Origin of the sequence: Haloarcula sp. CGMCC 1.2071 (genome assembly GCF_037078445.1) — an archaeon.
Lineage (GTDB): Archaea > Halobacteriota > Halobacteria > Halobacteriales > Haloarculaceae > Haloarcula > Haloarcula amylolytica.
The window spans coordinates 76,531-98,872 of sequence record NZ_JAYMGY010000002.1 but is presented as its reverse complement, the minus strand read 5'-3'; the positions used below and the strand labels follow the sequence as shown (position 1 = coordinate 98,872).

The following is a 22,342-nucleotide window of genomic DNA, read 5'->3' as shown; positions in this document are numbered from 1 at the left end:
AGCCCTAATTACCAACTCTGGCAATGATTGGATGCGTTCGCGCCGCCGTAGCTCAGTTGGTAGAGCACCTGGTTGTTACCCAGGTTGTCCCAGGTTCGAGCCCTGGCGGTGGCGTCGTTCTTTCACTCCTAACTCGACGAGCGCTGCGAGTCCGTCGCTGTAGCGTCGGCTTTCGGCCGCTGAACCGATGCACACAAAGCGATGCATGGTCTTTCTGTCCTGTCTCGCTTGCATCTCTGAAACCCCACCACTCCAACCCGACAGGCTAAAGATGCGGACTCATCAACACCATTCTGAGGGCCCTTAGCTTAGTCTGGTTAAAGCGATCGGCTCATAACCGATTGAGCGCTGGTTCAAATCCGGCAGGGCCCATGTCCACCACTGGCAAAACGGTCTGCAATGCGGTCGGAGTCTCATATTTTCGAGGGGAAGGCGACTCACACGCCCACAACTCACTCGTCCACGACGACGACCTTGACCTGCTGGACACCGCCAATCGCCCGGAGACGGTTGGCTAGCTCCGTGATATTGCCGCCCGCGCCCTCGACGACCAGCGTCTCCATGCAGGTGTCGTGGGAGAGGTGAATATGCTGGACGGACGTGATGATGTCGGCCATCTCGTGTTGGACCGTCTGAAGCTCGTCTGCGATGCCCGAGACGTGGTGGTCGTGGACGATGACGATGGTTCCGTGGTGGTGTTTTTCGTCACCGGACTCCCACTCGTAGGTCGCAAAGAAGTCACGTAGCGAGTCACGAATGGCTTCCGACCGGCTCGCGTACTCCCAGTCGTCGACGATACCGTCGAGTCGGTCGACCATCGACGAGGGGAGTGTCAGGCTGATCCGGTCGAGGTCCTCACTCATGTGTGTCGATAGAGAGGGGCTCGCATATGGATATCCGGGCTTCGGTAATACTCACTCGTCGGCAGTAATACTGCCCGATGAAAAAGTATTATTACCGTGCCGGGGCCAGACCCGGGTAGCATGCACATTCCCGACGGGTATATCGATCTACCGCTTGCGTTGCTGTTCGGTGCGCTTGCGGTCGTCGTTCTGAGCGTCGCTGCCAAGCGTGTCAACGGTGAGATTTCCGATGCGCGCGCGCCGCTGCTCGGTGTCGTCGCAGCGAGTATCTTCGCCGCACAGATGCTTGACTGGCCAATTCCCGGGGGCACCAGCGCCCACTTCGTCGGGGGCGCGTTCGCGGCGATTCTCCTCGGTCCGCATCTGGGCGCGCTCTGTGTCGCGACTGTCGTCACGATTCAGGCGCTCGTCTTCGGTGACGGCGGGCTCGTGGTGCTTGGCGCGAACGTGTTCAACATGGCTGTCGTCGAGGTGTACGTCGGCTACGCCATCTATCGCCTGCTCGTTCCATACGGCGAGTTCCGCGCGGCCTTCGTCGCGGGGTGGCTGGGAATTACGGCCGGCGCGCTGACCGCCGCGCTCCAACTCGGCCTCTCCTCTGCGTTCCAGTACCAGTTGCTGACGACGCTGTCGATAATGGGCGTCGGGCATCTCGTGTTGGGCCTGATCGAGGGGGCCATCACCGCCTCGGTTTACCGTTATCTGGCCCGCGCTCGCCCCGACCTGCGACCGAACGCCGCCCCGGAGGTGAGTGCGTGATGGCCTTGAATCGCCCCGACTGGCTACCCCGTGCCCTCGCCGCGTTGCTGGTCCTGACGCTGCTCGCACCGGCGTTCGGGTGGGCGGCCGGGCAGGTCGGCTACGCCGAACCGCTCGAAAACGCCGCCGAGGCGACCGATGCGACGGAACACGCCACCGCCGTCGGTACCGCGCTGTTCCCGGACTACGGCGTCCCCGGCCTCGGCGGCGCGACCGGGACGTTCGTGTCGGCCGTCGTCGGGACGGCGCTGACGCTCCTCCTCGGTGCCGGCATCGGTCGCCTGCTCGGGGCGGATACCGACCAGCGACAGTAGCACATGGCCGGCAGAGACCTGCTCGACCGGACCGTCGCAGCCATCGCGGCCAGCGCCCAGTGGTTTCTGCTCGCAGAGGACCTGCCGGACCGGGACGGGTTTCTGCAGGCCGTCACGCCGACGGTCAAGCTCGTCGGCATCGTCGCGCTCGTCGCGCTCACCGTGACACAGCGGACGCTGGCAGTCGTCAGCGCGCTCGCCCTACTCGCTTCGGTGCTTGCGGCCATTTCTCGGATACCTATCCGTACGTTCCTGGGGCGGCTGACCGGCCCGCCGGCGTTCGCGTTCGTCGTTGTCGCCCCCCAGGCGTTCTTGATGGGCGGCCCCTCGCTGGGGTCGCTCCCGCTCTCGGCCGCCGGCGTCGACTACGTACTCACGTTCGCCGTTCGCGTAACCGCGTGTGTCGGCTTCCTGTCCGTGTTACTGTTGACGACCCGCTTCGCCGATCTGCTGGCGGCGTTTCGCCGGCTCCGGGTCCCGTCGATTGCCGTCTCGCTGCTCGGAATCACCTACCGCTATCTCTTCCTCTTCTTCGCTGAACTCGAACGCATGGTCCGGGCTCGCCGGAGCCGCACCGTCGCCGAGCCGAATCTCCGCCGGAACTGGCGCGACTCGGGGAACTTCGTGGGTTCGTTTCTCGTTCGGAGCCTGGAACGCGGCGAGCGGGTCCAGCGGGCCGCTCGCGCCCGCGGCGGCACCGGCTCGACCCCGACACGGCCCCGGGAACCGCTCGGGCGGGCCGACCTCGCCTTCGGACTGGTCGTCGCACTCGCTGTCGTGGTGGTGGTCGCGTGACTGCCATCGAGGCGACTGCCCTTCGATACGCCTACCCCGATGGGACGCTGGCCGTCGACGGCGTCGACGTGTCCATCGAGCGCGGCGACCGCGTAGCGCTGCTCGGCCCGAACGGGGCCGGCAAGTCGACGGTGCTGGAACTGCTGGGCGGCCTGGTCGACCCCGATGGCGGGCGGGTCCGGTACTTCGGCGAGACGGCCGACGCCGACACAGTTCGCAGTCGCCTGAGCGTCCTCACGCAGAACCCGGCGGACTACCTGTTCAACCCGACCGTCCGCGAGGACCTCGCCTACGGGCCGGCCCAGCTCGACTGCGACCGCGCGGAAGTCGACCGCCGCGTCGAGCGAGTCGCGGACCGGCTCGACCTCGACGGCCTCCTGTCGAAACCGCCGTTCCGGCTCAGCGGCGGTGAACAGCGCCGGGCTGCTCTCGCCAGCGCGCTCACCGTCGAGCCGGACGTACTGTTGCTCGATGAGCCGGTGAGTAACGTCGACGCCGCGAACCGGGCGACGATTCTCGACCTGCTGGACGAACTCGCGACCGACGGCGTCACGCTCGTCGTCTCGACGCCGGACACCGAACTCGTCCCACACGTCGCGGACCGGGTCCTGTTGCTCGACGATACCGGCACGATTGCCGCGAAGGGGCCCACCCGCCGCATCCTGACCGATACTGACCTGCTGCGGGACTGTGACCTGCGCCCGCCACAGGTCGTCAGACTGTTCGAGGGCCGAACGGAGGACGTGCCACTGACTGTCGACGGGGCCGCCGAACTGTTGGACACAGGCAGTCCGGATACCGTGGAGTGACAGTCTGACGCACAGAGATACTGTGGCACTTCACCCGTCTCTCACTCTGACGCGTCGAGCAAGCGGCCGTGTACATCGATTTCACCGTTCCGAATCCGGGTACTGCTGATCCGCGTGCCGTCTTCGGCGACGACGAACGGCGGCGTGTGGATTTCCAGCGGGTGGAGCCCCGCGTCCCGCCGCTGCTGATTGAGTTCGTAGGCGCGGCGCTGTGCCTTCGCCTCCGGCGACGCGACGAGCGCATCCACGTCCGCCCGCGTCGCGGCTGGTCCCTGCGTGTCCTCTAATTGGAGAATCTCGTAGGTGGCGGTGTATGACTCGCCTAACTGGCCCAACTCGGCATCGAGCGCGGCATGGCGGTCGTCGTACGCACCCAACTGCTCCGCGTGTGCCGGGTCGCTACGCGTCTCTGTCGCCAGTTCGGAACTCGTCAGACCGACGATGACGTGGCCGTCGCCACTTCCGTCGTGGCTTGCGGTCTGGAACGCCTTGTGTAGGAGCGCCCGGTGGCCGTTGTGAATCGGTGTGAAGGTCCCGCCGAGAATCGCTGTCCGGTCCGCGTCTGCCATACGCGAATGTCCCACCAGTGTCATATATAACTGCTGTCCGTCGCATGACTCGCCAGTGCCAACGGTTGCCACCGACTGTACCCCGGTAACACTCGCGTCAGCAGTCACTCAAGTAGTTCCGGCACGTATTGCTCCCAATGACCGAAGCCACCCCTACTCCGGGCATCCACCACGTCACATGCATCGCGAGCGATCCCCAGCAGAACATGGACTTCTGGGTCGAAACGCTCGGGCTCAGGCTCGTCAAGCGCTCGATCAACCAGGACGACCCCAGTACGTACCACTTCTTCTTCGCCGACGCCGCGGGGAACCCCGGGACGAGCATGACGTTCTTCCCGTGGGAGGACCACGCACAGGGGAAGGTCGGCTCCGGACAGGTCTCACGCACCGCGTTCCGCGTGCCCGAGGGGAGCCTCGACTACTGGGAGGACCGCTTCGACGAGTACGGCGTCGACTACGACGACCGTGTCGAGCGGTTCGGCGAGACTGTCCTCCCGTTCCGTGACCCGGACGGGCTCCCGGTCGAACTGGTCGAAGTCGAGATTCCCGACGACGACCCGACCGAGCCGTGGACGGAGTTCGTTTCCGAAGACGCCGCCATCCGTGGCTTCCACTCGGTGACGCTCTGGCTCGCTGACCCCGAACCGACGGAGGACCTGCTCCAGAAGATGGGCTTCGAGGAAGTCGGCACCGAGCAGGTACAGGGTGATACGCCCGGCGACGAGCGGACCCGCTACGCCGCGACGGGGTCTGTCGGGAAGTACGTCGACGTGTTGCCGACTATCGAGGGCGGCCGGCAGGGCCACGGCACGGTCCACCACGTCGCCTTCCAGACGCCAACCGACGAGGACCAGCAGTCGATGCGCGAGGCCGTTCGCGGTGCGGGACTGCGCCCCACGTCACAGATCGACCGCCACTGGTTCCGCTCGGTCTACTTCCGGGAGTTCGGCGGCGTGCTGTTCGAACTCGCCACGAGCGGCCCCGGGTACGACAGCGACGAACCGCTTGACGACCTCGGTGGCCGGCTGGTGCTGCCCGGGAAGTTCGAGGGCCGACGCGAGGAAATCGAGGCGGGGCTCACGGACGTGACGATTCCCCGGCCAGCGGCCGCCGAAGCCGACGACTAACGCCACCGAACCGACCGGTATCCGCTTCATTCTTCCTGTTAGCCTGTGAGTAAATATGAGTGTCCGGACTGTTCCGTGTCATATGTCCACAGAGGGGCAGGAGTACGTTATCGCACCGTGGGGTGAGTGCGAGTGTGAGACGACCGATATCACGGTCGATCTGCCGTCCCGGGAGCTCGCGGCCCAGCTGGAAGTCCCGACAGGCGTGCTAGACCGCATGGCACAGCTCGGCGACGAGCACGACATCCCGGTGACGCAGGCGCTCGGGGAGCGGCTGGAAATCAACCGGGCGCGGGTGTCGCTCTGTGCCGCGAAGTCGGTCGACGACGTGGCCGCAGTCCAGCAGCACCTCACAGACGCCCGCGAGTACCTGTCGGGCGTCGAAGCGCTCGATACGGCTGATCTCGAAGCTGACATCGAACACCTCTGGACCAACGAACTCGGCGGCGCGTAACCTCCTCCATGGGGCGAGTAATTGAAACAGAAGTGGCTATTTGTGACCGTAGATGCCCGATAAACCGGTTTATTGATAACGCCGAATAATTGGTAATGAAGTGGGAATCGGAGCACTGTCCAGTACGCGTGTGGAATCTGTCCCCCATTTCAACGGGTTAGAATACCGTTTTCAGCGCCGCTCCCAATTCTTTACCGTTGGCTTGGAGTTTACAGTAAGTTTAATTCACTGAGTGTCTCACCTGCGTCCGTGGTATTATCATGAACGATGATAGACGACTGTGGTTCGTAGCTGCAGTGTCGCTACTCCTGATATTCAGCGGGAGCGGGCTCGCATGGACAGTACAAACAGACGCCGGTTCCGTCGAGGTTCGCGACGTGAAGTTCTCCGGGACCAACGGGACGATGATGAGCGGGACGCTGTACATCCCTGAGGAGGCGAGCAGCGCTTCCCCACAGCCGGGGGTGTTAGCCGTTCACGGCTACATCAACTCGAAGGAGACGCAGTCGCCGTTCGCTATCGAGTACGCAAGGCGAGGTTTCGTGGTCCTCGCCATCGACCAGACGGGTCACGGTTACTCGGACGCGCCGGCGTTCAACAACGGCTACGGCGGCCCTGACAGCCTCGAATACCTCCGGTCGCTGGACTACGTCGACAACGAAAACATCGGCCTCGAAGGGCACTCGATGGGCGGCTGGACTGTCGTCACGGCGGCCGCGGCCCACCCGGACGGGTACGAATCGATGGTCATCGAGGGGTCATCGACTGGGTCGAACCGCGCCCCCGAAGGCACCGATTCGTTCCCACGGAACCTCGCCGTCGTGTTCAGCGAGTACGACGAGTTCTCCCCGGTGATGTGGGGGACAGCGAGTGCGTCCGACGTTGAGCAGAGCGACAAACTCCAGACGGTGTTCGGCACGGACAGCGCCGTCGAGGAGGGGCGTACCTACGGCAGTGTCGAGGACGGGACCGCACGGCAACTGTACACACCGGCGACGACCCACCCCGGCGACCACTTCTCCACCGCAGCCATCGGCGCGTCCATCGAGTGGCTCCAGCTAACGCTCGAAGGCGAAGACGAGATGGACCCGAGCAACCAGGTCTGGTACTGGAAATCGCTTGGGACCTTTGTCGCCCTCATCGGCGGCGTGCTGTCGCTGTTCCCGGTCGGCGGCCTGCTCATCGACCGGGCACCGACCGACAGGCTCCGACGGGAGTACCCCGACGGGAAGGGGATGACCGGCGTGAAACGCTACGGGGCGTCGCTGCTCGCCGCGGCGATACCGATTGTGACGTACTTCCCGTTGCAAGACGTTGCACCGGCGATTGTCGGCCTCAGTTGGCTGTTCCCACAGCAGATCAACAACGGCGTGATCGTCTGGGCGCTGGGGAACGCGGTCATCACCGCGGTGCTGTTCGCGGTGTGGCACTACACGAGCAACGCTGACGACCCGTCGGTGTCGCTGGCGAACTACGGCCTTGACACGGGCGATGGTGCACGAACGCTCGGCATCTCGGTTCTGGCCGGTGTCGCTACCGTCGGTGTGTTGTATCTGCTGGAAGCCGTCGTGGCGTTCCTGTTCCAGACCGACTTCCGCATCTGGGTGTTCGCCATCAAACTCCTGTCCCCGGCGCAGTTCCGGATCAGCTTCTCGTATCTCCTGCCGCTGTTTGCCTTCTTCGTCGTCCTCGGTGCGCTCCTGCACGGTCAACTCCGTCCCGAGGGCGAGTCCCGGTCGCTCCGCCGCGCGATGGCGACGAACTGGCTCATCGTCGTCGGTGGGTTCGTCGTGCTGCTGGCGGTTCAGTACATCCCACTGCTGACCGGCCAGCCCCTGCCGCTTGGCCACCCGCTGCTGACAATCCTGGCGCTGCAGTTCGTCGCCCTGCTCAGCATCGTGGCCTTCGTCAGCACTTACTTCTTCAGGAAGACGGGTCGGGTCTGGGTCGGCGCGACGATCAACGCCGTCCTCGTGACGTGGGTCATCGTCGCCGGGACGGCGACGCAGTTCCCCGTCTAGATCCGTCGGTTCACTCTCTTCTCGTTGCTGTCGGCGAGCCGTGTTTCGGCTGTAATGACCACAGCCGAAGACCGGCGGTGACTCAGTCGTCGCTCATGACGCCCTCCGCGACGGCCATGTCCTCGACCGTAGGGTCGTCTTCGGACCTCCGGAGGACGAACCGCTTGCGGATCAGGTCGGCCGCGTAGATGGCCGTCCCGAGGATAATGAGCGTGTCACCGGGGAGCCGCGCCCAGAACAGCGTCTGGACGAGCGGCTGGTTGTAGAACGCCACGCTCCGGGCCGCGGCGTAGCTCCCGGTGAACGCCGCCTCCAGTTGGAGGAAGCCCACCGGCAGCACGGAGACGAACACCATCAGCGCCAGGCCGACGTTCCAGCACCAGAACGCCGCCCGGAGCCAGGAGCCGTCCCAGCGGCCGGGCTTGATGGCGAGCTGAAGCATGTAGGTGACCATCCCCAGCGCGAGGAAGCCGAAGGCCCCGAACATCGCGGCGTGGGCGTGGCCGACCGTGAGGTAGGTGCCGTGCTCGTAGTAGTTGATGAGCGGGAGGTTGATGAAGAAGCCGAGCACGCCGGCCCCGACGAAGTTCCAGACCCCGCTGGCGATGATGAACATGAACGGGAGCTTGTAGGGGAACCCGCCGGTTTCCGACATGGCCCGGTACTGGCCCAGCGCCTCGTAGAGGATGAACACCAGCGGGAGCAGTTCCAGCGTCGAGAACACGCTCCCGATGGGGACCCACATGTCGGGCATACCGACCCACCAGTAGTGGTGAGAGACCCCGATAACACCCGTGCTCATCACCAGCAACGCCTGGAGCATGACCGCCTTCTCGGCGCTGCGGCGGCTGAGAAGGTTCATCGACACCAGCGTCAGCCCGATGATGGCGACGATGAAGAACTCGAAGGCCCCTTCGACCCACATGTGGACGACCCACCAGCGCCAGAACTCCGTGACGGCGATGTTGGTCTCCGGGGTGAAGAAGAACCCGGCGGTAAACAGCAGTGCAATCGAGCCGCCGGCGTACAGAATCATGTGGGCGAGGCCGAACACCGGCTCTCGGTCCAGCAGCGGTTTCAGGCCCCGAATCGAGAGGACGGCCCACAGACCGAAGCCGGCGAGCAGTCCGACCTGCCAGACTTTCCCGACTTCGAGGTACTCTAGCCCTTCGTTGCCGAACAGCCACCAGAGGTCGCCGAAGTAGCCGTGCGAGCCGAGCCAGATGCCGCCGAGGCCGCCGACGGTGACGACGACGATGGCCCCGAGCAGCACGTTGATGTACGTCGACTGGCGTTTGGGCTCGTGGCCGGTCAACAGCGGCGGCAGGAACAGCCCGGCACCGAGCCACGTCGCGGCGATCCAGAGGATGCCGAGATCGATGTGCCAGGTCTTCGCCATCGCGAAAGGCAGTAACTGGAGGATGTGGACGCCGAATATTTCCTCGATGCCGAAGAACCCTGCCCGTTCGATGTAGAAGTGGGCGAGTAATCCACCGAGTAACACCTGCGCGAGGAACAGCCCGGCGGCGACCGGGATGAACCGCAGGGCGGCCCGCTGGCTGGGGAAGATGCTCACGTCGCCCGGCTCGGGAACCGAGAGGTCGCCGGCGGACGGTTCCGGGAGGCTGACGGACTGGTACAGCCAGATGCCGCCACCGGCGGCGGCGACGAGCAGCACCATCGCGATGACGCTCCAGGTCATCGCCGCGCCGGTCGCGTCGTTACCGGCGGCTGGCTCGTATGGCCAGTCGTTCGTGTAGGAGTGCTCACCGCCAGGTCGGTCGGTGTGGGAGAACCACGCCGTCCACATGGCGAAGTCGGCGAACTGCCGGGCGTCGGCTTCGGAGTCGATCATCCCCTCGGGGATGCCCCGTTCGTGGCTGCCCTCGTGGTACCGCTCGACGTACTCTTGACGGACCTGCTCGTGGGCGTACAGCTCCGCGGCGGAGTACTCGATGTTCCCGCCGGTGTACTCCCCACTGAGGTCCTGTTTCACGTCGTCATCGACGGCGGCCTGTTCGGCCGTCGACAGCGAGTCGTACTCGGTCCCGTAGCGCTCCTCGGCGTAGTACGTCCGCATATGCTGGGTTTTCAACTCCAGCGAGTCGGCGGTGTAGTCCGCGCCGTAGTACGCGCCGTTCCCGAGAATCGACCCGTGGTTCATCAGTCCGTTCTTCTGGAACGCCTTCTTCCCGTCGCGGATGTCCTCACCCGTGACGAGCGTCTCGCCGTCGGGTCCGACAACTTGCTCCGGGATGGGTGGCGCTTCCTGATACGCGATCCACGCGCCAGCCCCCATGACGACGAGGTTGAAGACGAACGCGGCGGCGATCACCTTCGCGATCGTTTTGCGTTTGAGTTCCATATGGTTGGAACTCCAGTACCCCAAAATAAGAAGGGGGTAAGACGTTCTCAGTCGCTGGCGACGGGCGGGAACATGTTCGCCCTGATAGGGACCAGTGGTGTCCCCTCCCCGGATTTGATGTGGTACATGGCGGGGTATCACAAGGCAGATTACGACCTATCCCTCCCACTCTGGTATGCGCCGTCGCCACTTCGTCCAGACGCTCGGGGCGTCAGCACTGGTCGGGAGCGCGGGCTGTACCGGGCAGTCGGACGACACAGCACCGGCTTTCGAAGTATCGAGCCCCGCGTTCAGTTCCGGGGACGAGCTTCCCGCCCGGTTCACCTGTGACGGCGACGGCGTTTCGCCGCCGTTCGTCATCGAGCGCGTCCCGGAACCGACGGCAGCACTCGCCGTCACAGCCGAGTATGACGGAGGCGTGTTTAGCCAGCCGGTGTTCTGGACGCTGTGGAACGTCCCACCAGAGACGGAACGGATTCCGGCCGGCCTCCATCGCGAGCCGACCCTCGACATGCTCGGCGGCGCTCGACAGGGAACACAGCCCCCCAACGAGCCGGGGTACGAACCGCCGTGTCCGCCGGCCGGCCAGCCGTACGAACACCGGTTTCAGGTGTTCGCACTTGGCGAGAAGCTGTCTCTCGAAGGTGGGACAGAGCAGGAACAGGCGTCAGAGGCCATCGCGAACGCGCTCATCGCAAGCACCCGTATCACTGTTGACTACACCCACCCGGCTGCGACCGACAGCTAACGGGTGGTACCGGACACAACCGGGCCAGCGCACCGTCTGAACGACTGCTCATCTGATGTTGTCTCCTGGTTGTACGGCTCCTGAGTGGCACGGCTCGCTGTGACTGACCGTCTCGTCGCGCATGGTGCGTCGTTACTTATGGCAATGTTTCACAATACCATTAAACCTATATACTGATGTGATATACCATAGCATGTATGGCGTCCGCACCGAGTAGTGACGATATGTTCGACGAGTTCCTCTCCCAGCGTGGCCACGACGTGGACCAGAGTGGTTGGGAAGAGAGCTATAACAAGAAGCAGTGCCCCGATTGCGGCGGCCTTCACGAGTCGACAGCGGCACAGTGCTCGGTGTGTGGCTGGACACCGGTACGGTAAGGATACTCCCTTTTCATCCCTTCCGCCTTCATCCGGTAGCGGTGGTACTGACCCGCAGAACCGACAGTTCGCTCTCTGCCAGGATGAGCCTCCCTACGTCTCGTGTCGGGACAGCAACGGCTCAAGCAGTCGGGACTGTTTCACGTTGCGCAGAAAGGAAGTGGGGAGTCTTTGTGTGGCCAGCCGACGGTTGGGGGTGGTGTGTCGGCGGGCCGACCGGTTCGTAGCCGACGATTGGGGGGTCGTGTGTCGGCGAGTGGACCGGTTTGTGGTGGTTACAGCGCATCGAGCGACGCATGGAGGAACAGCCCGAGCGCGAGATGTTGGTACGCGGACGTTGCGATCTGCTCTTTCGCAGCCGCATCGTCCGCGATTCCGTACTGCTTCGTCTGGACGAGTTCGTGCATCTGGAGCGTGCCATCCGCTTCTAACTCGTGTAGCCGGGGGTACACTGTCCCCGGACTCAGTTCGGCACCGAACTGGGCTTCCAGTTCCTCCATCAGTCCGGTCCCGTGGGTACCACCATCGGCGACTGCGATCATCGCCAGTAGGAGCTCTTCCAGACTCTGTGTGACCAGGCCGTCATCGACCGCGATATCGCCGCCGACGACGTCGTCAATGACCGGATCCAACGACTCCGTGATGGCGTCACGACTGGGTGGGTCATGCGATTCCGGGCGCTCTGTCTCGCCGAGAGGGGTCACTCGCTCATCGGCGTTCTGGCCCTGCATCTTACCCGTCGTCACGCGACGGAGGTTGTCTCCGGACATCGTCTCACCTGAACGCAATCCGCAATGAGTGCTACAGGGGCTATCATGATATAAACGGGGCAGTGTTTTCTGAACGTGAAACCACCACAGTGCTCGAAAACGCTTATATAATATGACGCGAATCTTGGTGTAGTGGCTGAGGAACAGAGCATCGAGGAGATTCTCGATACGATCGGCGACCAGCACGCGCGCCGTGTGCTCGCCGCAATCAGTCGGGAACCGCAGTCGGCGAAGGAACTCGCGGAGGAGTGTGACCTCTCACTGCCGACGGTGTATCGACGTATCGAACTGCTCGACGAGTACGACCTCGTCACCGACCGAACGCTCGTCGCCGAGGACGGAAACCACTACAAGGTGTACGAATCCAACTTCGAGTCGACGGTCATTTCGCTCGAAGACGAGGAGTACAAAGTACGCATCTACCGGGAGGAGAACCTCCCGGACCGGTTCAGTCAGCTCTGGGACGAGCTGAACCCGGAATGAATTCACTCTCCAGCGGAGGCGTGACTGCATGACGACCGGCGTGGCTATCGCACGCGGCGCGCTCATCCTGATGCGGATGGTGGTGTTCGGGCTGACGCTCGGGATCACCCTGATTAGCTTTCAGGCCTACAGGAAACGCCCGTCAGAACGCCTCCAGTACGCGTTCGTTGGCTTTGCGTTCATCAGTATGGGCGTCGCTATCTCCAGTGTCATCACGCAACTGAGCGCCGGCGAGACCGGTGCCATCGTTCGCGTGTTCTTCCAGATGGCGGAGACGATCCCGTTCATCATCGGGTTCGCGATGCTGTACGTGTCGCTGTACCGATGAGAAATCCGTTCGGGTGCGCCTGTCAGTTGTCGTCCCCGTAAAGCACGTTGTTTATTTGGCCGCGGTCCCACTACATGTTCAATGACTGATTCGACCACCGAGGTTGTCCGCCTGTTCGGTGGGCCCGGTAGCGGGAAGACGACGGCGCTGCTCGACCGCGTCGACGAACTGCTGGAAGACGACGACGTCGATTTCCGTGACGTACTGGTTGTCTCGTACACGCGTGCGGCGGCCGCCGAGATCCGTGAGCGACTCGCGGACCGACTCGGCCTGTCCCCTCGCGCCCTCCGCGGGAACGTCTGTACGATGCACGCGAAGGCGTACGAACTGCTGAACCTCTCCCGCGGCGACGTCGTCGGCGAGGACGACAAGGAGGCCTTCTGCGAGGAGTTCGGCATCGACTACGAGGACGAGTACGAAGGGTCCCGGCGTCGGTCGGCCCGCTCGACCACCCTCGGGAACAAGATCATCGCGACGAGCCAGTGGCTCCAGCGGACCCGCCGCGACGTGGCCGACTGGTACGACGTGCCCTTCAAGTGGGACGACGAGGAGGTCCGACTCCCGCCGGAGATCGACGACAACGCCCAGACCGGCAACAAGTACACGCCGACGTGGCCGACCGACGACGACCGCGTGGACGTGCCCGCCGCCATCCGCGGCTGGCGCACCTACAAGGGCGAAAACGACTTGACGGGCTTCGCCGACATGCTCGAACGGGTCGCCCAGCGCTCGCTGCTCCCCAACGTCGACTACCTCATCATCGACGAGTTTCAGGATATCACGACGCTACAGTACGACGTCTACGACGAGTGGAAACCCCACATGGAGCGGGTGCTCATCGCCGGCGACGACGACCAGGTCGTCTACGCCTGGCAGGGCGCGGACCCGGACCTCCTGCTCGAAGAAGTCGTCACTCAGGACGAGGTGCTGCCCAACTCCTATCGGCTCCCCTCGCGCATCCTGAACGTCGTCAACCGCGAGGTCCGCCACATCGAGAAACGCCAGGAGAAGGACCTCAATCCGCGCAAGGAGGGCGGCCGCGTCGAGGCGGTCCAGAACCCCTCGATGTTCGACCTCTCCCGGAACGTCACGCGGACCATCGAGCAGTCCGACGAGACGGTGATGGTGCTGTTCCGGGCTCGCTACCAGATGTTCCAGTTCATCGACGAGTTCATCGACAACGGGATCCCCTTCTCCTGTCTCACCGACCAGCGGATGTGGACTGACCGGCTCACCCAGTACGTCAACGGGCTCGAAGCCGTCGAAGCCGACGAACCGCTCACGGTGCTCGAAGCGCGCCGGCTCGCCGATATGCTCGTCGACTCCGCCTTCGGCACGGGCGAACGTGACGAACTCTTCGACGCGCTCGAAGAGATCGACGAGTCCCACGAGGACGAAGACATCGCCGACATCGAGATCAAACCCGACGTGGTCCGGGAGCACGTTCCGTTCCTCCCCGACGCGGCCTCTGCGGGCGATATGCTCCGGAAGGTGACCAACTTCCAGGAGCGGACCGTCGACGCGTACTTCACCGGCGATTACACCGGGATGGACGCCGACCGCGTCCGCGTGGGGACGATCCACTCCGCCAAAGGTCGCGAGGCCGACCATGTGTTCGTCGCGACCGACCTCACCGAGAAAGTCGTCGAGCAGATGGCCGCGACTGTCGACCAGCAGGGTATCGAGGTACCCGGAATGGACGAGTTCACGAAACACACAAGTCCCGTCCCGACGCTGACCGACAACGAACGGCGCGTGTTCTACGTCGGGATGTCCCGGGCTCGCGAGCGACTCGTCCTGCTCGAGAACCTCGTCGACGGCGCGCCGACGCTCCCTATCGACGTCTTGCTGGAAAACGAGCCAAGCGACCGCTCCATCGAGCAACTGCTCGACGACGCCAGCGAGACCATCGCGGCCGACTGAAGCCGCCGATTTCCTTCCTCGTCGATGATTCCACCTTCCAGGTAGTACCTCGTCTCGTCGCGCTCGACGTGGCGTTCGAGCGCGTGTTCCAGGGAAGCCCGTCCAGAAGGCCGAGGAATTGCGGGCCGAAACGGTCGAGGAACACGACCACATGGCGGCGGTGGACAGAGCCACCTCGGACCGCTGGCGCGACGAGAGTTAGTCGTCGTCGCTACTGTCCGGTGGCTTCCCGCCGGGGAGCGCACTGCGGGCCCGCCCGGCGATTGCGCCGGGGATATCTGTCGGAGAGGGGGCGACCCACTCGATAATCAGTAAGGCGGCGGCTAACCCGAGAAAGACCGCACCGATCGCCGTCTGGCCGCGGGCGAGGTTATCGACGCCGAGGAGGGTGACCCGCGCGGCGAGTACGACCGCGACCATCAGCTCGATTGTCCCGATGAGTCCCCGTGCCATCGGTCGCCGTAGGCGGTGACTAAACAAAAGCATCGCGTCTGTGTGACGACGGCGGTCCCACCAGTGTCGAGGGCCACACGTTCAAGTCGCTGCCGGCTGAACGTCGTCGGTATGCAGATCGGTATCGTCTCGGACACGCACGACAACGCCGCGCAGGTCGAAGCCGCAGTGGAGACGTTCTCGGAGGCGGACTGTGAGACGGTCGTCCACTGCGGCGACTTCGTCGCCCCCTTCTCGGTGACGCCGTTCGACGGCGACTGGTCGTTTTACGCCGTTCGTGGCAACAACGACGGCGAGTGGGCAGTCCAGTCTACCGTCGAGGAATTCGGCACGTACTTCGGCGAGATGGGCGAGCTGACCATCGACGGGAACACCATCGCGGTGTATCACGGGACCAGCGGGGAGATCGTCGACGCGCTGGTCGACTGTGGGACCTACGACTACGTTTTCCACGGGCACACGCACGAACGCGGTTACGAGGAGCGCGGGGGCACGGAACGAATCAATCCCGGCGGCATCTCGATTCCGCCGGCCTCCGAGCCGTTCTCGGTTGCGACGCTGTCGACGGACACCGGCGAAGTCGAGTTCCACAAACTGGGGTGAGAATCAGTCGTCGGCGTGACTGTCGACGCGCTGTGGGCTGCCGTCGTGTTCGACGAGGCCGCGGCCGACGCCGAGGGCTTCGTCGGTCCGGCGGATGCTCTTCTCGGCGCTTGCGGTCCGCTCCGAGAGCGCGCGAACGGCGTCGATGTTCTCCGGCACGACGTCGGCTTCCTGGTGAATCGCCTGAAACAGGTAGAGGTCCCGCCCCTGGACTGTGATTGATTCGGCCCAGATACAGTTCTCCCACACGTCACCGCGCGGGCGACCGGCGTCGCGGGTGTACTCTTTGAGTTTCCCTGCACCGTCGATACCCAGCGTCTTCGGGATGAGGAACAGTCGCGATTCGTCGGTCAGCAGCGACGTGACTTCCTCTGTCGTTGGTTCGCTTTCCAGCGTGACGTTGACGCTGTGGGTGTGCATCTGCGTTGTCGGGACCTTCATCCCCATCGTGTCGATGTCGAGGTCGGGAAAAATCGTCTGGACGTCAGGACCGTGGTGGGAGGGGATTTCGACGGGGTCGGGGAGTGTGTCGTTGATGGGGCCACGACCGGTCTGGCCCGGGTCGGCACCGCGCCGGACCAGTGTCACGCGCGATTTCTCGACGCCGTATGATTCCTTGAGCGGCGCGAGAAGGCGTGAAAGTCCAGTCGTATTGCAGGAGACGACGCGGGCCGTGTCAGCCCCGACTGCGTTCTCGTAGTTGGCGCGAGCGTTGAAGCTCACGTCTGCCACATCGGCGTCCTCCCCACCCTGGAAGATGGCTGGCGTGTCGTGCTCGGCGTACAGCGGCGCGTTGGCCGCGCCGACGCCACTTGGCGTGGTGTCGACGACCACGTCGCTCGTTTCAATGAGGTCATGGACCGTACCGGCCGTCGCGAGATCGGCTTCATCGAACGGTTCGCGGCCGTCCGCGGCGTAGAGGTCGTAGCCGCGGTCGTCTGCGATAGTTGCCTCGAAGTTCGGCGAGCGCTTTGCGACGCCCGCAACTGTCATATCTGGCTGGACACGCACCGCGTCAGCGACGCGTTTCCCGATGGTGCCGAAGCCGTTGATGCCCACGTGGAGCATACACGTCCATATCTCCGGGGAGAGTATATTCTTTGTGATTAATATACGGAGAAATTAACTCACATAGTTGTACCTCTGGCGATTGTGAGCTTTGACCACATCTCTCTGAAAACACTGAGACGTAGCGCGTTTCGACGCCCTACGCCGACAGTCCATCAAGAGTTATTCAGTCGGAGTACACAATCAGTTGTATGGACAACTCGTCGCTTCGTGCGCCCGCCGAGACCGCCGTCAAACAGTGCCTGAACCTCCAGCCCGACGAGTCATGCGCCGTCGTCACTGACGACCAGCGGAAATCAATCGGCGAGGCGCTGTACCGTGTCGCCGCGGAGATTACCGATAACGCCGTTTTCGTACGCTACCCGCCGGGCGAGCAACACGGTGCGGAACCGCCTGCGCCGGTCGCTGGCGCGATGGAAACTGCCGATGTCGTGCTCGCGCCGACGACCAAGAGCCTGAGCCACACCGAGGCTCGGACTGACGCTAACGAGGCTGGCGCTCGCGTTGCAACCTTGCCCGGCATCAGCGAGGGCGTGTTCCTGATGGGATTAGACGCCGACTACCACCGCATCGAACAGCACTGCGAGGACGTGCTGGCGCAGGTCGAAGACGCCGAGGAAATCCGGGTCACGTCGCCCCAGGGGACCGACATCACGTTCGGTATCGGTGCGCGCGAGTGGCACATGGACACCGGTATCGTCCACGAGGCCGGCGAGATGTCGAACCTCCCCGCTGGCGAAGTGTTCCTCGCCCCGGAGACGGCCGACGGCACGTTCGTCGTCGACGGGACGATGCGCCCCCACGGCAAACTCGACGGCAAGCGCCTCACCTTCGAGGTCGAGGACGGCTACGTCACGGACATCGACGACCCCGAAATCCGCGCGCAGGTCGAGGACGCTGCCGAGGAGGTCGGTCGGGACGCGTACAATCTCGCCGAACTCGGCATCGGCACGAACGTCGCCGTGACCGAACTTGTCGGTTCCGTCCTGCTGGACGAGAAGGCCGGCGGGACGGTCCACATCGCTATCGGCGACGACCATGCGATGGGCGGCGACGTGCACGCGCCGATTCATCTGGACGGGATTTTGACGGAACCGACCGTGTATGCGGACGGCGAGGAAGTGGAACTTCCTCGGGTGGAGTGAGCGGTAACGCCGCGAACGTGGGGAGATCGTAGATCTCCCAAAGACGAACGGCGACTGACGGGAGCCGTGAGGACGGCGAGGAAGTGGAACTTCCTCGCGTTGTGTCGTGCCACGCGGCGAGAACGGACTCCCACAAAGACCGGTGAGTAGCGGACGCTGACTGACAGCCGACCGCCGCTATCAGTCTACGTATTCTGCTTTCAACGCGTACGCGACCATACCAACCGCCCAGACCAGCGATCCGACGAGGACGAGGTCGAACGGCACCGGGTAGCCGAGGTTCCACGCGAGCACGAGCCCGTGTATCCCACTCATGAACGCCATCGTTGCGACGGTGATGGTGGCCGCCACCCGCGGTACGTCCGGCGGGTCGTAGCGGAACGCCCCTTTCAGTACAATGAGTGTTCCGAGCATCAGCGCCGGCATGAGAACGACGCCGACCGGTTTCGAGACGTAGTTATCGGGCGTGCCCGACGCGGAGAAGTGAATCGCGACTTCGGCGGGGAGGCGCGACCAGACCGCCACGCCGGCCAGGGCTGTCAGGGCGATGATGGCACCGCTTGCGATGTCAGTACGGCTCTGTCGGCGCGCCATACCCGTTGTTTCGTCCCGCGGCTCAAGAAGGTCGTCGTGACTGTGCGAGTGGGAACCACGAGCAGCGCCGTGGCGACGACCATTTACGGGAGCGTAGTCAACGGCTGCATATGACAGACGCTACACCGGGCGACCGCATCGCCCTCCCGTGTCCGGCCTGTTCGCCGGACCTGGAAACGGTTCACGAGGTGCTGAAGCCGGGCGGCCATGTGACGGTTCGCTGTACGGACTGCGACCACGTCCACAAGGAACAACTGCCGGAGGAAGAGACGCTGAAGCGAAGCGTCGTCGTCTCACAGGACGGGGACTCCTTCACCGCCGAGGTCGATGTCCCGGCCGAGGAAGAACTGTCCGTCGGCGAGGAGTTTCTGCTGGAGACGGAGGAAGCCGTCGTGACGGCGCGGATCACCAGCCTGGAGACCGCGGACGGCCGCGAGGACGAGGCGGCCGCCGAGGACGTCGAGACTATCTGGTCGCGGGCGGTCGGGAACGTCTCGGTCAACGTCACGATGCATCCAAAGGACGGCACTCACGACGAGACCGAGAGCTTCAAGCTCCACGTCCCCGGCGACTACGAGTTCGTCGTCGGCGAGACCGAGGAGTTCGGCGAGGAGGAGTTCACCGTCGAGGGGATCCACGTCCGCGACGACGCACACGGCTACGACCACGAGAACATGGACCACGACGGCGACATGGGTATCGCGAAAGACATCAACCGACTGTACGTCAGGGACGAGTCGACCACGGCGTGGTCGGCGTGGTAGGATGGCCCACTGGGACCGAGAGCGGTCGCGGCTGGCTGACCGTCTTCGCAAGCGCGTCTCCGACGAGGCCGTTCTCGCGGCGATAGCGTCGGTTCCCCGCCACGGGTTTGTTCCGGACGACAAGCGACACGACGCCTACGCCGACCGCCCGCTCCCGATTGGGTCGGGTCAGACGGTTTCTGCGCCGCACATGGTCGCAATCATGGCCGAGTTACTGGACCTGTCCCCGGGGGACCAGGTGTTAGAGGTCGGTACGGGGTGTGGCTACCACGCCGCGGTGACCGCCGAACTGGTCGGCCCCGAGAACGTCTACAGCGTGGAGTACCATGCATCGTTGGCCGACGAAGCTCGGGAAACACTGGAAGCGACCGGCTACGGCGACGTTTCCGTTCGCGCCGGCGACGGCAAGGAGGGGTGGCCCGACCACGCCCCCTACGATCGGACGTATCTGACCTGTGCCGCGCCGGAGTTCCCCGCCCCGCTCGTCGAACAGACCCGCCACGGTGGTATCCTGCTGGCTCCAATCGGTGACGGGCGACAGCGTCTCATCCGGGCGGAGAAACAGGCCGACGGCACGTTCGATAGCGAGGACCACGGCGGCGTTCGATTCGTCCCGCTCCAGTAGGGTCTTTCGACAGACGCCGCCGTTGTCGCGCCATTGATATAGCTCTGGTCGAATATACTGGTATGGACCCAGCGGTACTGCGGGACGACATGGTCGACAGCCTGCAACACGAGAGCAAGGGTGTTGTCCGGAGCGCGTGGCTGTCGGCGGCGATGCGTGCCGTCCCCCGGGAGGCCTTCGTCGGCGAGCAACAGGCCTACTCCGACCGCCCGTTCGAGCGCCTCGGCACGCGTGTGCTCTCGCCCAGTACCGCCGGTCGAGTGCTCGAAACCCTGTCACCCGAGGAAGACGACGACGTGCTCGTGGTCGGTGCCGGTGTCGGCTACACGGCCGCGGTGCTTGCAGAACACGTCGGTGCGGCCAACGTTCATGCGATAGATATCACGCGGCGGCTCGTCATCGAAGCCCGGCAGAACCTGGCAGAAGCAGGTTACGACGCCGTCCTCGTGGACCGTCGCGACGGGGCTGCCGGGCTGCCCGAATACGCACCGTACGACCGTATTCTTCTGGAAGCCGCCGCAATCGACCCGCCGCGGGCGCTCCTCCAGCAACTGACCGATGACGGTCGACTGGTGATGCCGCTTGGCACCGGTGAACAGTCCCTCGCTGTCGTGGAGGCCGACGGCTCGGTCACGCGACACGGCACCGTCGCGTTCCAGCCGATGCTCGTCGAGGGCGAGCAGGCCGACACCGTCGAGCGCAACCGGACCCACCGTGAAGACCGCGAGCGCGCCCGCCGGGCAGCCCAGTCCCGCGCCGGCTGGGAGCAGGAGTGGATCGACTGGGACGGCTAGGGCGACTCGACGACGAGCAAGTCGGTGTTCGAGCGGGCGTCCTCGTAGTTGCTCCCAGCCGGTGGTTTCACTTCGAACGTGACGGTGCCGTCCTGTTGATTCGGTCCGAGCGACGGCGACAGTGAGAGGGTCGCGTTCCCTGCACTCCCTGTCTCGCCAGTCTTAACCGACGAGAGCGTTGCAGTCCCGCTTTTCGCGACCACCGTCGCGCCGGAGACGGGCGACCCCTTCGAGTCGACGACAGTGACAACTACGTCCTGTGTCCCCGGATTAGCCACTTCGGGATGTGGCTCAACATCGACCTCGGTTACTTGCAACGTCTCGATTCCGGAGATGGTGCTCATCATCACGGAGAGGCAGGCGACGCCGACCACCAGCGCGATGACCAGACGTATCGGCAGTCCCTCGATAGCACGTTCGTCGCGCCACAGCGAATCTGACATGGGTCAGGGTGGCCCCGGGTTCGTACTTGAATCCCCGGACGAACGTTCAAATATCAGAGCGGAGCAACCGCCGGCATGGTCGTTATCGGACGCGAGGAGGCGACGGGGGCGACGGCGCGGCTGGGTCACTATCGGGCCCGCGACGGGAGCCGCGGCGCTGCGGTCGACCTCGATGTCGACCGGCCACACGTCGGTCTCGTCGTCGGCAAGCGAGGGTCGGGGAAGACGTACACGCTCGGCGTCCTCGCCGAGGGCCTGCTGGCTGCCGAGGGGGTCTCGCCGGTCGTCGTCGACCCGATGGGGGCGTTCACGTCACTTAGCGCCGCGGACGTGTCTGTCACGGTGGTCGACCCCAGCGTTCGCGCGGACGCGCTCGACCCGCGCCAATGGTGTGCGGTGCTCGGCCTCGACCCGGAACGGGGCGCGGGAGCGCTCGTGTGGCGAGCGGCGAGCGAGCGTTCGACCCTCGAGGGGATGCGCTCGTGGGTGGCTGATTCAGATGCGGCGGCGAGCACCGGCCGCGCAGCGGCAAACCATCTTGCGCTCGCTGCGTCATGGGATATCTTCGATGCTGCGGGTATCGAAACGGGGGCGCTGTGCAGCGACGGCCTGACCGTGCTCGACGTTTCGGGACTCGATTCGCGGCCAGCCAGCGCAGTGCTCGCTACGGTTGCGACCACACTGTATGACGCTCGGATGGCCGAACAGACGAGCCGGCTGCCGTGGCTGCTGGTCGACGAAGCGCACGCGTTCACCGACGGCGTCGCCCGGCGTCCGCTCCACCGACTCGTCACTCGGGGCCGCCAACCCGGGGTGAGTTGTGTGCTGGCGACACAGCGACCCAGCGCCGTGCCGGCGACGACCGTCTCGCAGACCGACCTGCTCGTCGCCCACCGACTGACGAGCGGGGCTGATATCGACGCGCTCCGGGCGGCCCAGCCGACGTATCTCGACGGCGATTTCGCGGCCCGGCTCCCCGAGACGACTGGTGACGCGCTCGTTGTCGATGACGGCACTGAATCTGTTCATCATGTAACGGTCCGCGAGCGGCGGACGCCCCACGGCGGCGAGACGCCGAGAGCCAACGATCTCACAGCAGACAGGGAGTACGAAGCTCTCGCAGGGAGTTCTGAAACCTGAGGGGCCGG

Annotated in this window: 26 protein-coding genes and 2 tRNA genes; 20 read left to right on the top strand and 8 right to left on the bottom strand. The window is 64.4% G+C overall.

Annotation, left to right across the window (positions count from 1 at the left end):
- Positions 1-41 precede the first annotated feature (41 nt).
- Positions 42-114 (top strand) — tRNA-Asn (locus tag VI234_RS04455).
- A gap of 183 nt (positions 115-297) precedes the next feature.
- Positions 298-372: transfer RNA gene (locus VI234_RS04450), tRNA-Ile, on the top strand.
- An 80-nt stretch (positions 373-452) separates the two neighbouring features.
- On the opposite strand, the gene nikR is transcribed toward VI234_RS04450, so the two are convergent.
- Positions 453-863, bottom strand: a complete 411-nt coding sequence (nikR, locus tag VI234_RS04445) for a nickel-responsive transcriptional regulator NikR (protein WP_008307710.1) — start codon at positions 861-863, stop codon at positions 453-455.
- A gap of 120 nt (positions 864-983) precedes the next feature.
- On the opposite strand from nikR, the gene VI234_RS04440 reads away from it, so the two are divergent.
- Genes VI234_RS04440 through VI234_RS04425 form a run of 4 tightly spaced genes read left to right on the top strand, consistent with a single transcriptional unit; the run spans position 984 to position 3,540 of the window.
- Positions 984-1,622, top strand: coding sequence for an energy-coupling factor ABC transporter permease (locus tag VI234_RS04440; RefSeq protein WP_005537288.1), 639 nt, complete (start codon positions 984-986; stop codon positions 1,620-1,622).
- Entirely contained in the window at positions 1,622-1,936 is a 315-nt protein-coding gene (locus VI234_RS04435) for a PDGLE domain-containing protein (protein ID WP_336329347.1), read from the top strand. Before VI234_RS04440 ends, VI234_RS04435 begins: the two co-directional genes overlap by 1 nt.
- A gap of 3 nt (positions 1,937-1,939) precedes the next feature.
- The gene (gene cbiQ / locus VI234_RS04430; RefSeq protein ID WP_008307718.1) at positions 1,940-2,731 is read left to right on the top strand and encodes a cobalt ECF transporter T component CbiQ; all 792 of its coding nucleotides are present in this window, start codon (positions 1,940-1,942) and stop codon (positions 2,729-2,731) included.
- Positions 2,728-3,540: an energy-coupling factor ABC transporter ATP-binding protein gene (locus VI234_RS04425; RefSeq protein WP_336329346.1), complete on the top strand. Its 813-nt coding sequence runs from the start codon at positions 2,728-2,730 to the stop codon at positions 3,538-3,540. Before cbiQ ends, VI234_RS04425 begins: the two co-directional genes overlap by 4 nt.
- Before the next feature lie 41 nt (positions 3,541-3,581).
- Here the strand turns inward: VI234_RS04425 and VI234_RS04420 are convergent, their stop codons facing one another.
- Positions 3,582-4,109 carry a phosphopantetheine adenylyltransferase gene (locus tag VI234_RS04420; protein WP_008307720.1) on the bottom strand — a complete coding sequence of 176 codons (528 nt, stop codon included), beginning with the start codon at positions 4,107-4,109 and terminating at the stop codon, positions 3,582-3,584.
- Positions 4,110-4,246: 137 nt separating this feature from the next.
- On the opposite strand from VI234_RS04420, the gene VI234_RS04415 reads away from it, so the two are divergent.
- The 3 genes from VI234_RS04415 (at position 4,247) to VI234_RS04405 (ending at position 7,711) form a co-directional block, all read left to right on the top strand.
- Positions 4,247-5,236, top strand: coding sequence for a ring-cleaving dioxygenase (locus tag VI234_RS04415; protein WP_049942792.1), 990 nt, complete (start codon positions 4,247-4,249; stop codon positions 5,234-5,236).
- Positions 5,237-5,318: 82 nt separating this feature from the next.
- On the top strand, positions 5,319-5,690 hold the full coding sequence (locus tag VI234_RS04410; protein WP_008307722.1) for a hypothetical protein: 372 nt from the start codon (positions 5,319-5,321) through the stop codon (positions 5,688-5,690).
- Positions 5,691-5,950: 260 nt separating this feature from the next.
- A complete protein-coding gene (locus VI234_RS04405; protein ID WP_336329345.1) occupies positions 5,951-7,711 on the top strand; it encodes an alpha/beta fold hydrolase in 1,761 nt (586 codons plus the stop codon).
- An 82-nt stretch (positions 7,712-7,793) separates the two neighbouring features.
- Here VI234_RS04405 and VI234_RS04400 read toward each other — a convergent pair whose 3' ends face one another.
- Positions 7,794-10,076, bottom strand: coding sequence for a nitric-oxide reductase large subunit (locus tag VI234_RS04400; protein WP_008307737.1), 2,283 nt, complete (start codon positions 10,074-10,076; stop codon positions 7,794-7,796).
- Between the two features lie 175 nt (positions 10,077-10,251).
- Here VI234_RS04400 and VI234_RS04395 point away from each other — a divergent pair, with 175 nt between their 5' ends.
- Entirely contained in the window at positions 10,252-10,824 is a 573-nt protein-coding gene (locus VI234_RS04395) for a YbhB/YbcL family Raf kinase inhibitor-like protein (RefSeq protein ID WP_008307739.1), read from the top strand.
- A gap of 197 nt (positions 10,825-11,021) precedes the next feature.
- Positions 11,022-11,201: an HVO_0416 family zinc finger protein gene (locus VI234_RS04390; RefSeq protein ID WP_004515335.1), complete on the top strand. Its 180-nt coding sequence runs from the start codon at positions 11,022-11,024 to the stop codon at positions 11,199-11,201.
- 275 nt (positions 11,202-11,476) lie between these two features.
- Here the strand turns inward: VI234_RS04390 and VI234_RS04385 are convergent, their stop codons facing one another.
- Positions 11,477-11,971 (bottom strand): PadR family transcriptional regulator, encoded by a 495-nt coding sequence (locus tag VI234_RS04385; RefSeq protein ID WP_049942798.1) that lies wholly within the window; start codon positions 11,969-11,971, stop codon positions 11,477-11,479.
- 132 nt (positions 11,972-12,103) lie between these two features.
- Between VI234_RS04385 and VI234_RS04380 the strand changes: the two genes are divergently transcribed.
- From VI234_RS04380 to VI234_RS04370, 3 genes are all read left to right on the top strand, one after another.
- Positions 12,104-12,454 (top strand): ArsR/SmtB family transcription factor, encoded by a 351-nt coding sequence (locus VI234_RS04380; RefSeq protein ID WP_004515333.1) that lies wholly within the window; start codon positions 12,104-12,106, stop codon positions 12,452-12,454.
- A 28-nt stretch (positions 12,455-12,482) separates the two neighbouring features.
- The gene (locus tag VI234_RS04375; protein ID WP_008307743.1) at positions 12,483-12,782 is read left to right on the top strand and encodes a DUF7521 family protein; all 300 of its coding nucleotides are present in this window, start codon (positions 12,483-12,485) and stop codon (positions 12,780-12,782) included.
- 81 nt (positions 12,783-12,863) lie between these two features.
- Positions 12,864-14,705 carry a UvrD-helicase domain-containing protein gene (locus tag VI234_RS04370; RefSeq protein WP_008307744.1) on the top strand — a complete coding sequence of 614 codons (1,842 nt, stop codon included), beginning with the start codon at positions 12,864-12,866 and terminating at the stop codon, positions 14,703-14,705.
- Positions 14,706-14,903: 198 nt separating this feature from the next.
- Here VI234_RS04370 and VI234_RS04365 read toward each other — a convergent pair whose 3' ends face one another.
- Positions 14,904-15,158, bottom strand: a complete 255-nt coding sequence (locus VI234_RS04365) for a DUF7533 family protein (RefSeq protein ID WP_336329344.1) — start codon at positions 15,156-15,158, stop codon at positions 14,904-14,906.
- A 111-nt stretch (positions 15,159-15,269) separates the two neighbouring features.
- Between VI234_RS04365 and VI234_RS04360 the strand changes: the two genes are divergently transcribed.
- The gene (locus VI234_RS04360; protein WP_008307746.1) at positions 15,270-15,761 is read left to right on the top strand and encodes a metallophosphoesterase; all 492 of its coding nucleotides are present in this window, start codon (positions 15,270-15,272) and stop codon (positions 15,759-15,761) included.
- A 3-nt stretch (positions 15,762-15,764) separates the two neighbouring features.
- Here the strand turns inward: VI234_RS04360 and VI234_RS04355 are convergent, their stop codons facing one another.
- Complete coding sequence (locus VI234_RS04355) at positions 15,765-16,829, bottom strand: type II glyceraldehyde-3-phosphate dehydrogenase (protein ID WP_008307747.1); 1,065 nt, start codon at positions 16,827-16,829, stop codon at positions 15,765-15,767.
- A 191-nt stretch (positions 16,830-17,020) separates the two neighbouring features.
- On the opposite strand from VI234_RS04355, the gene VI234_RS04350 reads away from it, so the two are divergent.
- Positions 17,021-17,974: an aminopeptidase gene (locus VI234_RS04350; protein ID WP_336329343.1), complete on the top strand. Its 954-nt coding sequence runs from the start codon at positions 17,021-17,023 to the stop codon at positions 17,972-17,974.
- A gap of 180 nt (positions 17,975-18,154) precedes the next feature.
- On the opposite strand, the gene VI234_RS04345 is transcribed toward VI234_RS04350, so the two are convergent.
- Entirely contained in the window at positions 18,155-18,568 is a 414-nt protein-coding gene (locus tag VI234_RS04345) for a DUF1648 domain-containing protein (RefSeq protein ID WP_008307749.1), read from the bottom strand.
- 110 nt (positions 18,569-18,678) lie between these two features.
- Between VI234_RS04345 and VI234_RS04340 the strand changes: the two genes are divergently transcribed.
- The 3 genes from VI234_RS04340 to VI234_RS04330 all read left to right on the top strand — a co-directional run bounded on the left by VI234_RS04340 (position 18,679) and on the right by VI234_RS04330 (position 20,751).
- The gene (locus tag VI234_RS04340) at positions 18,679-19,332 is read left to right on the top strand and encodes an HVO_0476 family zinc finger protein (protein ID WP_008307750.1); all 654 of its coding nucleotides are present in this window, start codon (positions 18,679-18,681) and stop codon (positions 19,330-19,332) included.
- A 1-nt stretch (position 19,333) separates the two neighbouring features.
- Entirely contained in the window at positions 19,334-19,957 is a 624-nt protein-coding gene (locus tag VI234_RS04335; protein ID WP_336329342.1) for a protein-L-isoaspartate(D-aspartate) O-methyltransferase, read from the top strand.
- Between the two features lie 62 nt (positions 19,958-20,019).
- Positions 20,020-20,751, top strand: a complete 732-nt coding sequence (locus VI234_RS04330; RefSeq protein WP_008307752.1) for a protein-L-isoaspartate O-methyltransferase family protein — start codon at positions 20,020-20,022, stop codon at positions 20,749-20,751.
- Here the strand turns inward: VI234_RS04330 and VI234_RS04325 are convergent.
- Positions 20,748-21,194, bottom strand: a complete 447-nt coding sequence (locus VI234_RS04325) for a DUF7382 domain-containing protein (RefSeq protein WP_008307753.1) — start codon at positions 21,192-21,194, stop codon at positions 20,748-20,750. The two genes, VI234_RS04330 and VI234_RS04325, sit on opposite strands and share 4 nt — an antisense overlap.
- 75 nt (positions 21,195-21,269) lie before the next feature.
- Between VI234_RS04325 and VI234_RS04320 the strand changes: the two genes are divergently transcribed.
- Positions 21,270-22,334, top strand: coding sequence for an ATP-binding protein (locus VI234_RS04320; protein WP_336329341.1), 1,065 nt, complete (start codon positions 21,270-21,272; stop codon positions 22,332-22,334).
- The last annotated feature ends 8 nt before the right edge of the window (positions 22,335-22,342 follow it).

Coding starts and splice junctions, on each gene's coding strand:
- nikR (WP_008307710.1), bottom strand. CDS start 863: ATGAGTGAGGACCTCGACCGGATCAGCCTGACACTCCCCTCGTCGATG.
- VI234_RS04440 (WP_005537288.1), top strand. CDS start 984: ATGCACATTCCCGACGGGTATATCGATCTACCGCTTGCGTTGCTGTTC.
- VI234_RS04435 (WP_336329347.1), top strand. CDS start 1,622: ATGGCCTTGAATCGCCCCGACTGGCTACCCCGTGCCCTCGCCGCGTTG.
- cbiQ (WP_008307718.1), top strand. CDS start 1,940: ATGGCCGGCAGAGACCTGCTCGACCGGACCGTCGCAGCCATCGCGGCC.
- VI234_RS04420 (WP_008307720.1), bottom strand. CDS start 4,109: ATGGCAGACGCGGACCGGACAGCGATTCTCGGCGGGACCTTCACACCG.
- VI234_RS04415 (WP_049942792.1), top strand. CDS start 4,247: ATGACCGAAGCCACCCCTACTCCGGGCATCCACCACGTCACATGCATC.
- VI234_RS04410 (WP_008307722.1), top strand. CDS start 5,319: ATGTCCACAGAGGGGCAGGAGTACGTTATCGCACCGTGGGGTGAGTGC.
- VI234_RS04405 (WP_336329345.1), top strand. CDS start 5,951: ATGAACGATGATAGACGACTGTGGTTCGTAGCTGCAGTGTCGCTACTC.
- VI234_RS04400 (WP_008307737.1), bottom strand. CDS start 10,076: ATGGAACTCAAACGCAAAACGATCGCGAAGGTGATCGCCGCCGCGTTC.
- VI234_RS04395 (WP_008307739.1), top strand. CDS start 10,252: ATGCGCCGTCGCCACTTCGTCCAGACGCTCGGGGCGTCAGCACTGGTC.
- VI234_RS04390 (WP_004515335.1), top strand. CDS start 11,022: ATGGCGTCCGCACCGAGTAGTGACGATATGTTCGACGAGTTCCTCTCC.
- VI234_RS04385 (WP_049942798.1), bottom strand. CDS start 11,971: ATGTCCGGAGACAACCTCCGTCGCGTGACGACGGGTAAGATGCAGGGC.
- VI234_RS04375 (WP_008307743.1), top strand. CDS start 12,483: ATGACGACCGGCGTGGCTATCGCACGCGGCGCGCTCATCCTGATGCGG.
- VI234_RS04370 (WP_008307744.1), top strand. CDS start 12,864: ATGACTGATTCGACCACCGAGGTTGTCCGCCTGTTCGGTGGGCCCGGT.
- VI234_RS04365 (WP_336329344.1), bottom strand. CDS start 15,158: ATGGCACGGGGACTCATCGGGACAATCGAGCTGATGGTCGCGGTCGTA.
- VI234_RS04360 (WP_008307746.1), top strand. CDS start 15,270: ATGCAGATCGGTATCGTCTCGGACACGCACGACAACGCCGCGCAGGTC.
- VI234_RS04355 (WP_008307747.1), bottom strand. CDS start 16,829: ATGCTCCACGTGGGCATCAACGGCTTCGGCACCATCGGGAAACGCGTC.
- VI234_RS04350 (WP_336329343.1), top strand. CDS start 17,021: ATGGACAACTCGTCGCTTCGTGCGCCCGCCGAGACCGCCGTCAAACAG.
- VI234_RS04345 (WP_008307749.1), bottom strand. CDS start 18,568: ATGGCGCGCCGACAGAGCCGTACTGACATCGCAAGCGGTGCCATCATC.
- VI234_RS04340 (WP_008307750.1), top strand. CDS start 18,679: ATGACAGACGCTACACCGGGCGACCGCATCGCCCTCCCGTGTCCGGCC.
- VI234_RS04335 (WP_336329342.1), top strand. CDS start 19,334: ATGGCCCACTGGGACCGAGAGCGGTCGCGGCTGGCTGACCGTCTTCGC.
- VI234_RS04330 (WP_008307752.1), top strand. CDS start 20,020: ATGGACCCAGCGGTACTGCGGGACGACATGGTCGACAGCCTGCAACAC.
- VI234_RS04325 (WP_008307753.1), bottom strand. CDS start 21,194: ATGTCAGATTCGCTGTGGCGCGACGAACGTGCTATCGAGGGACTGCCG.
- VI234_RS04320 (WP_336329341.1), top strand. CDS start 21,270: ATGGTCGTTATCGGACGCGAGGAGGCGACGGGGGCGACGGCGCGGCTG.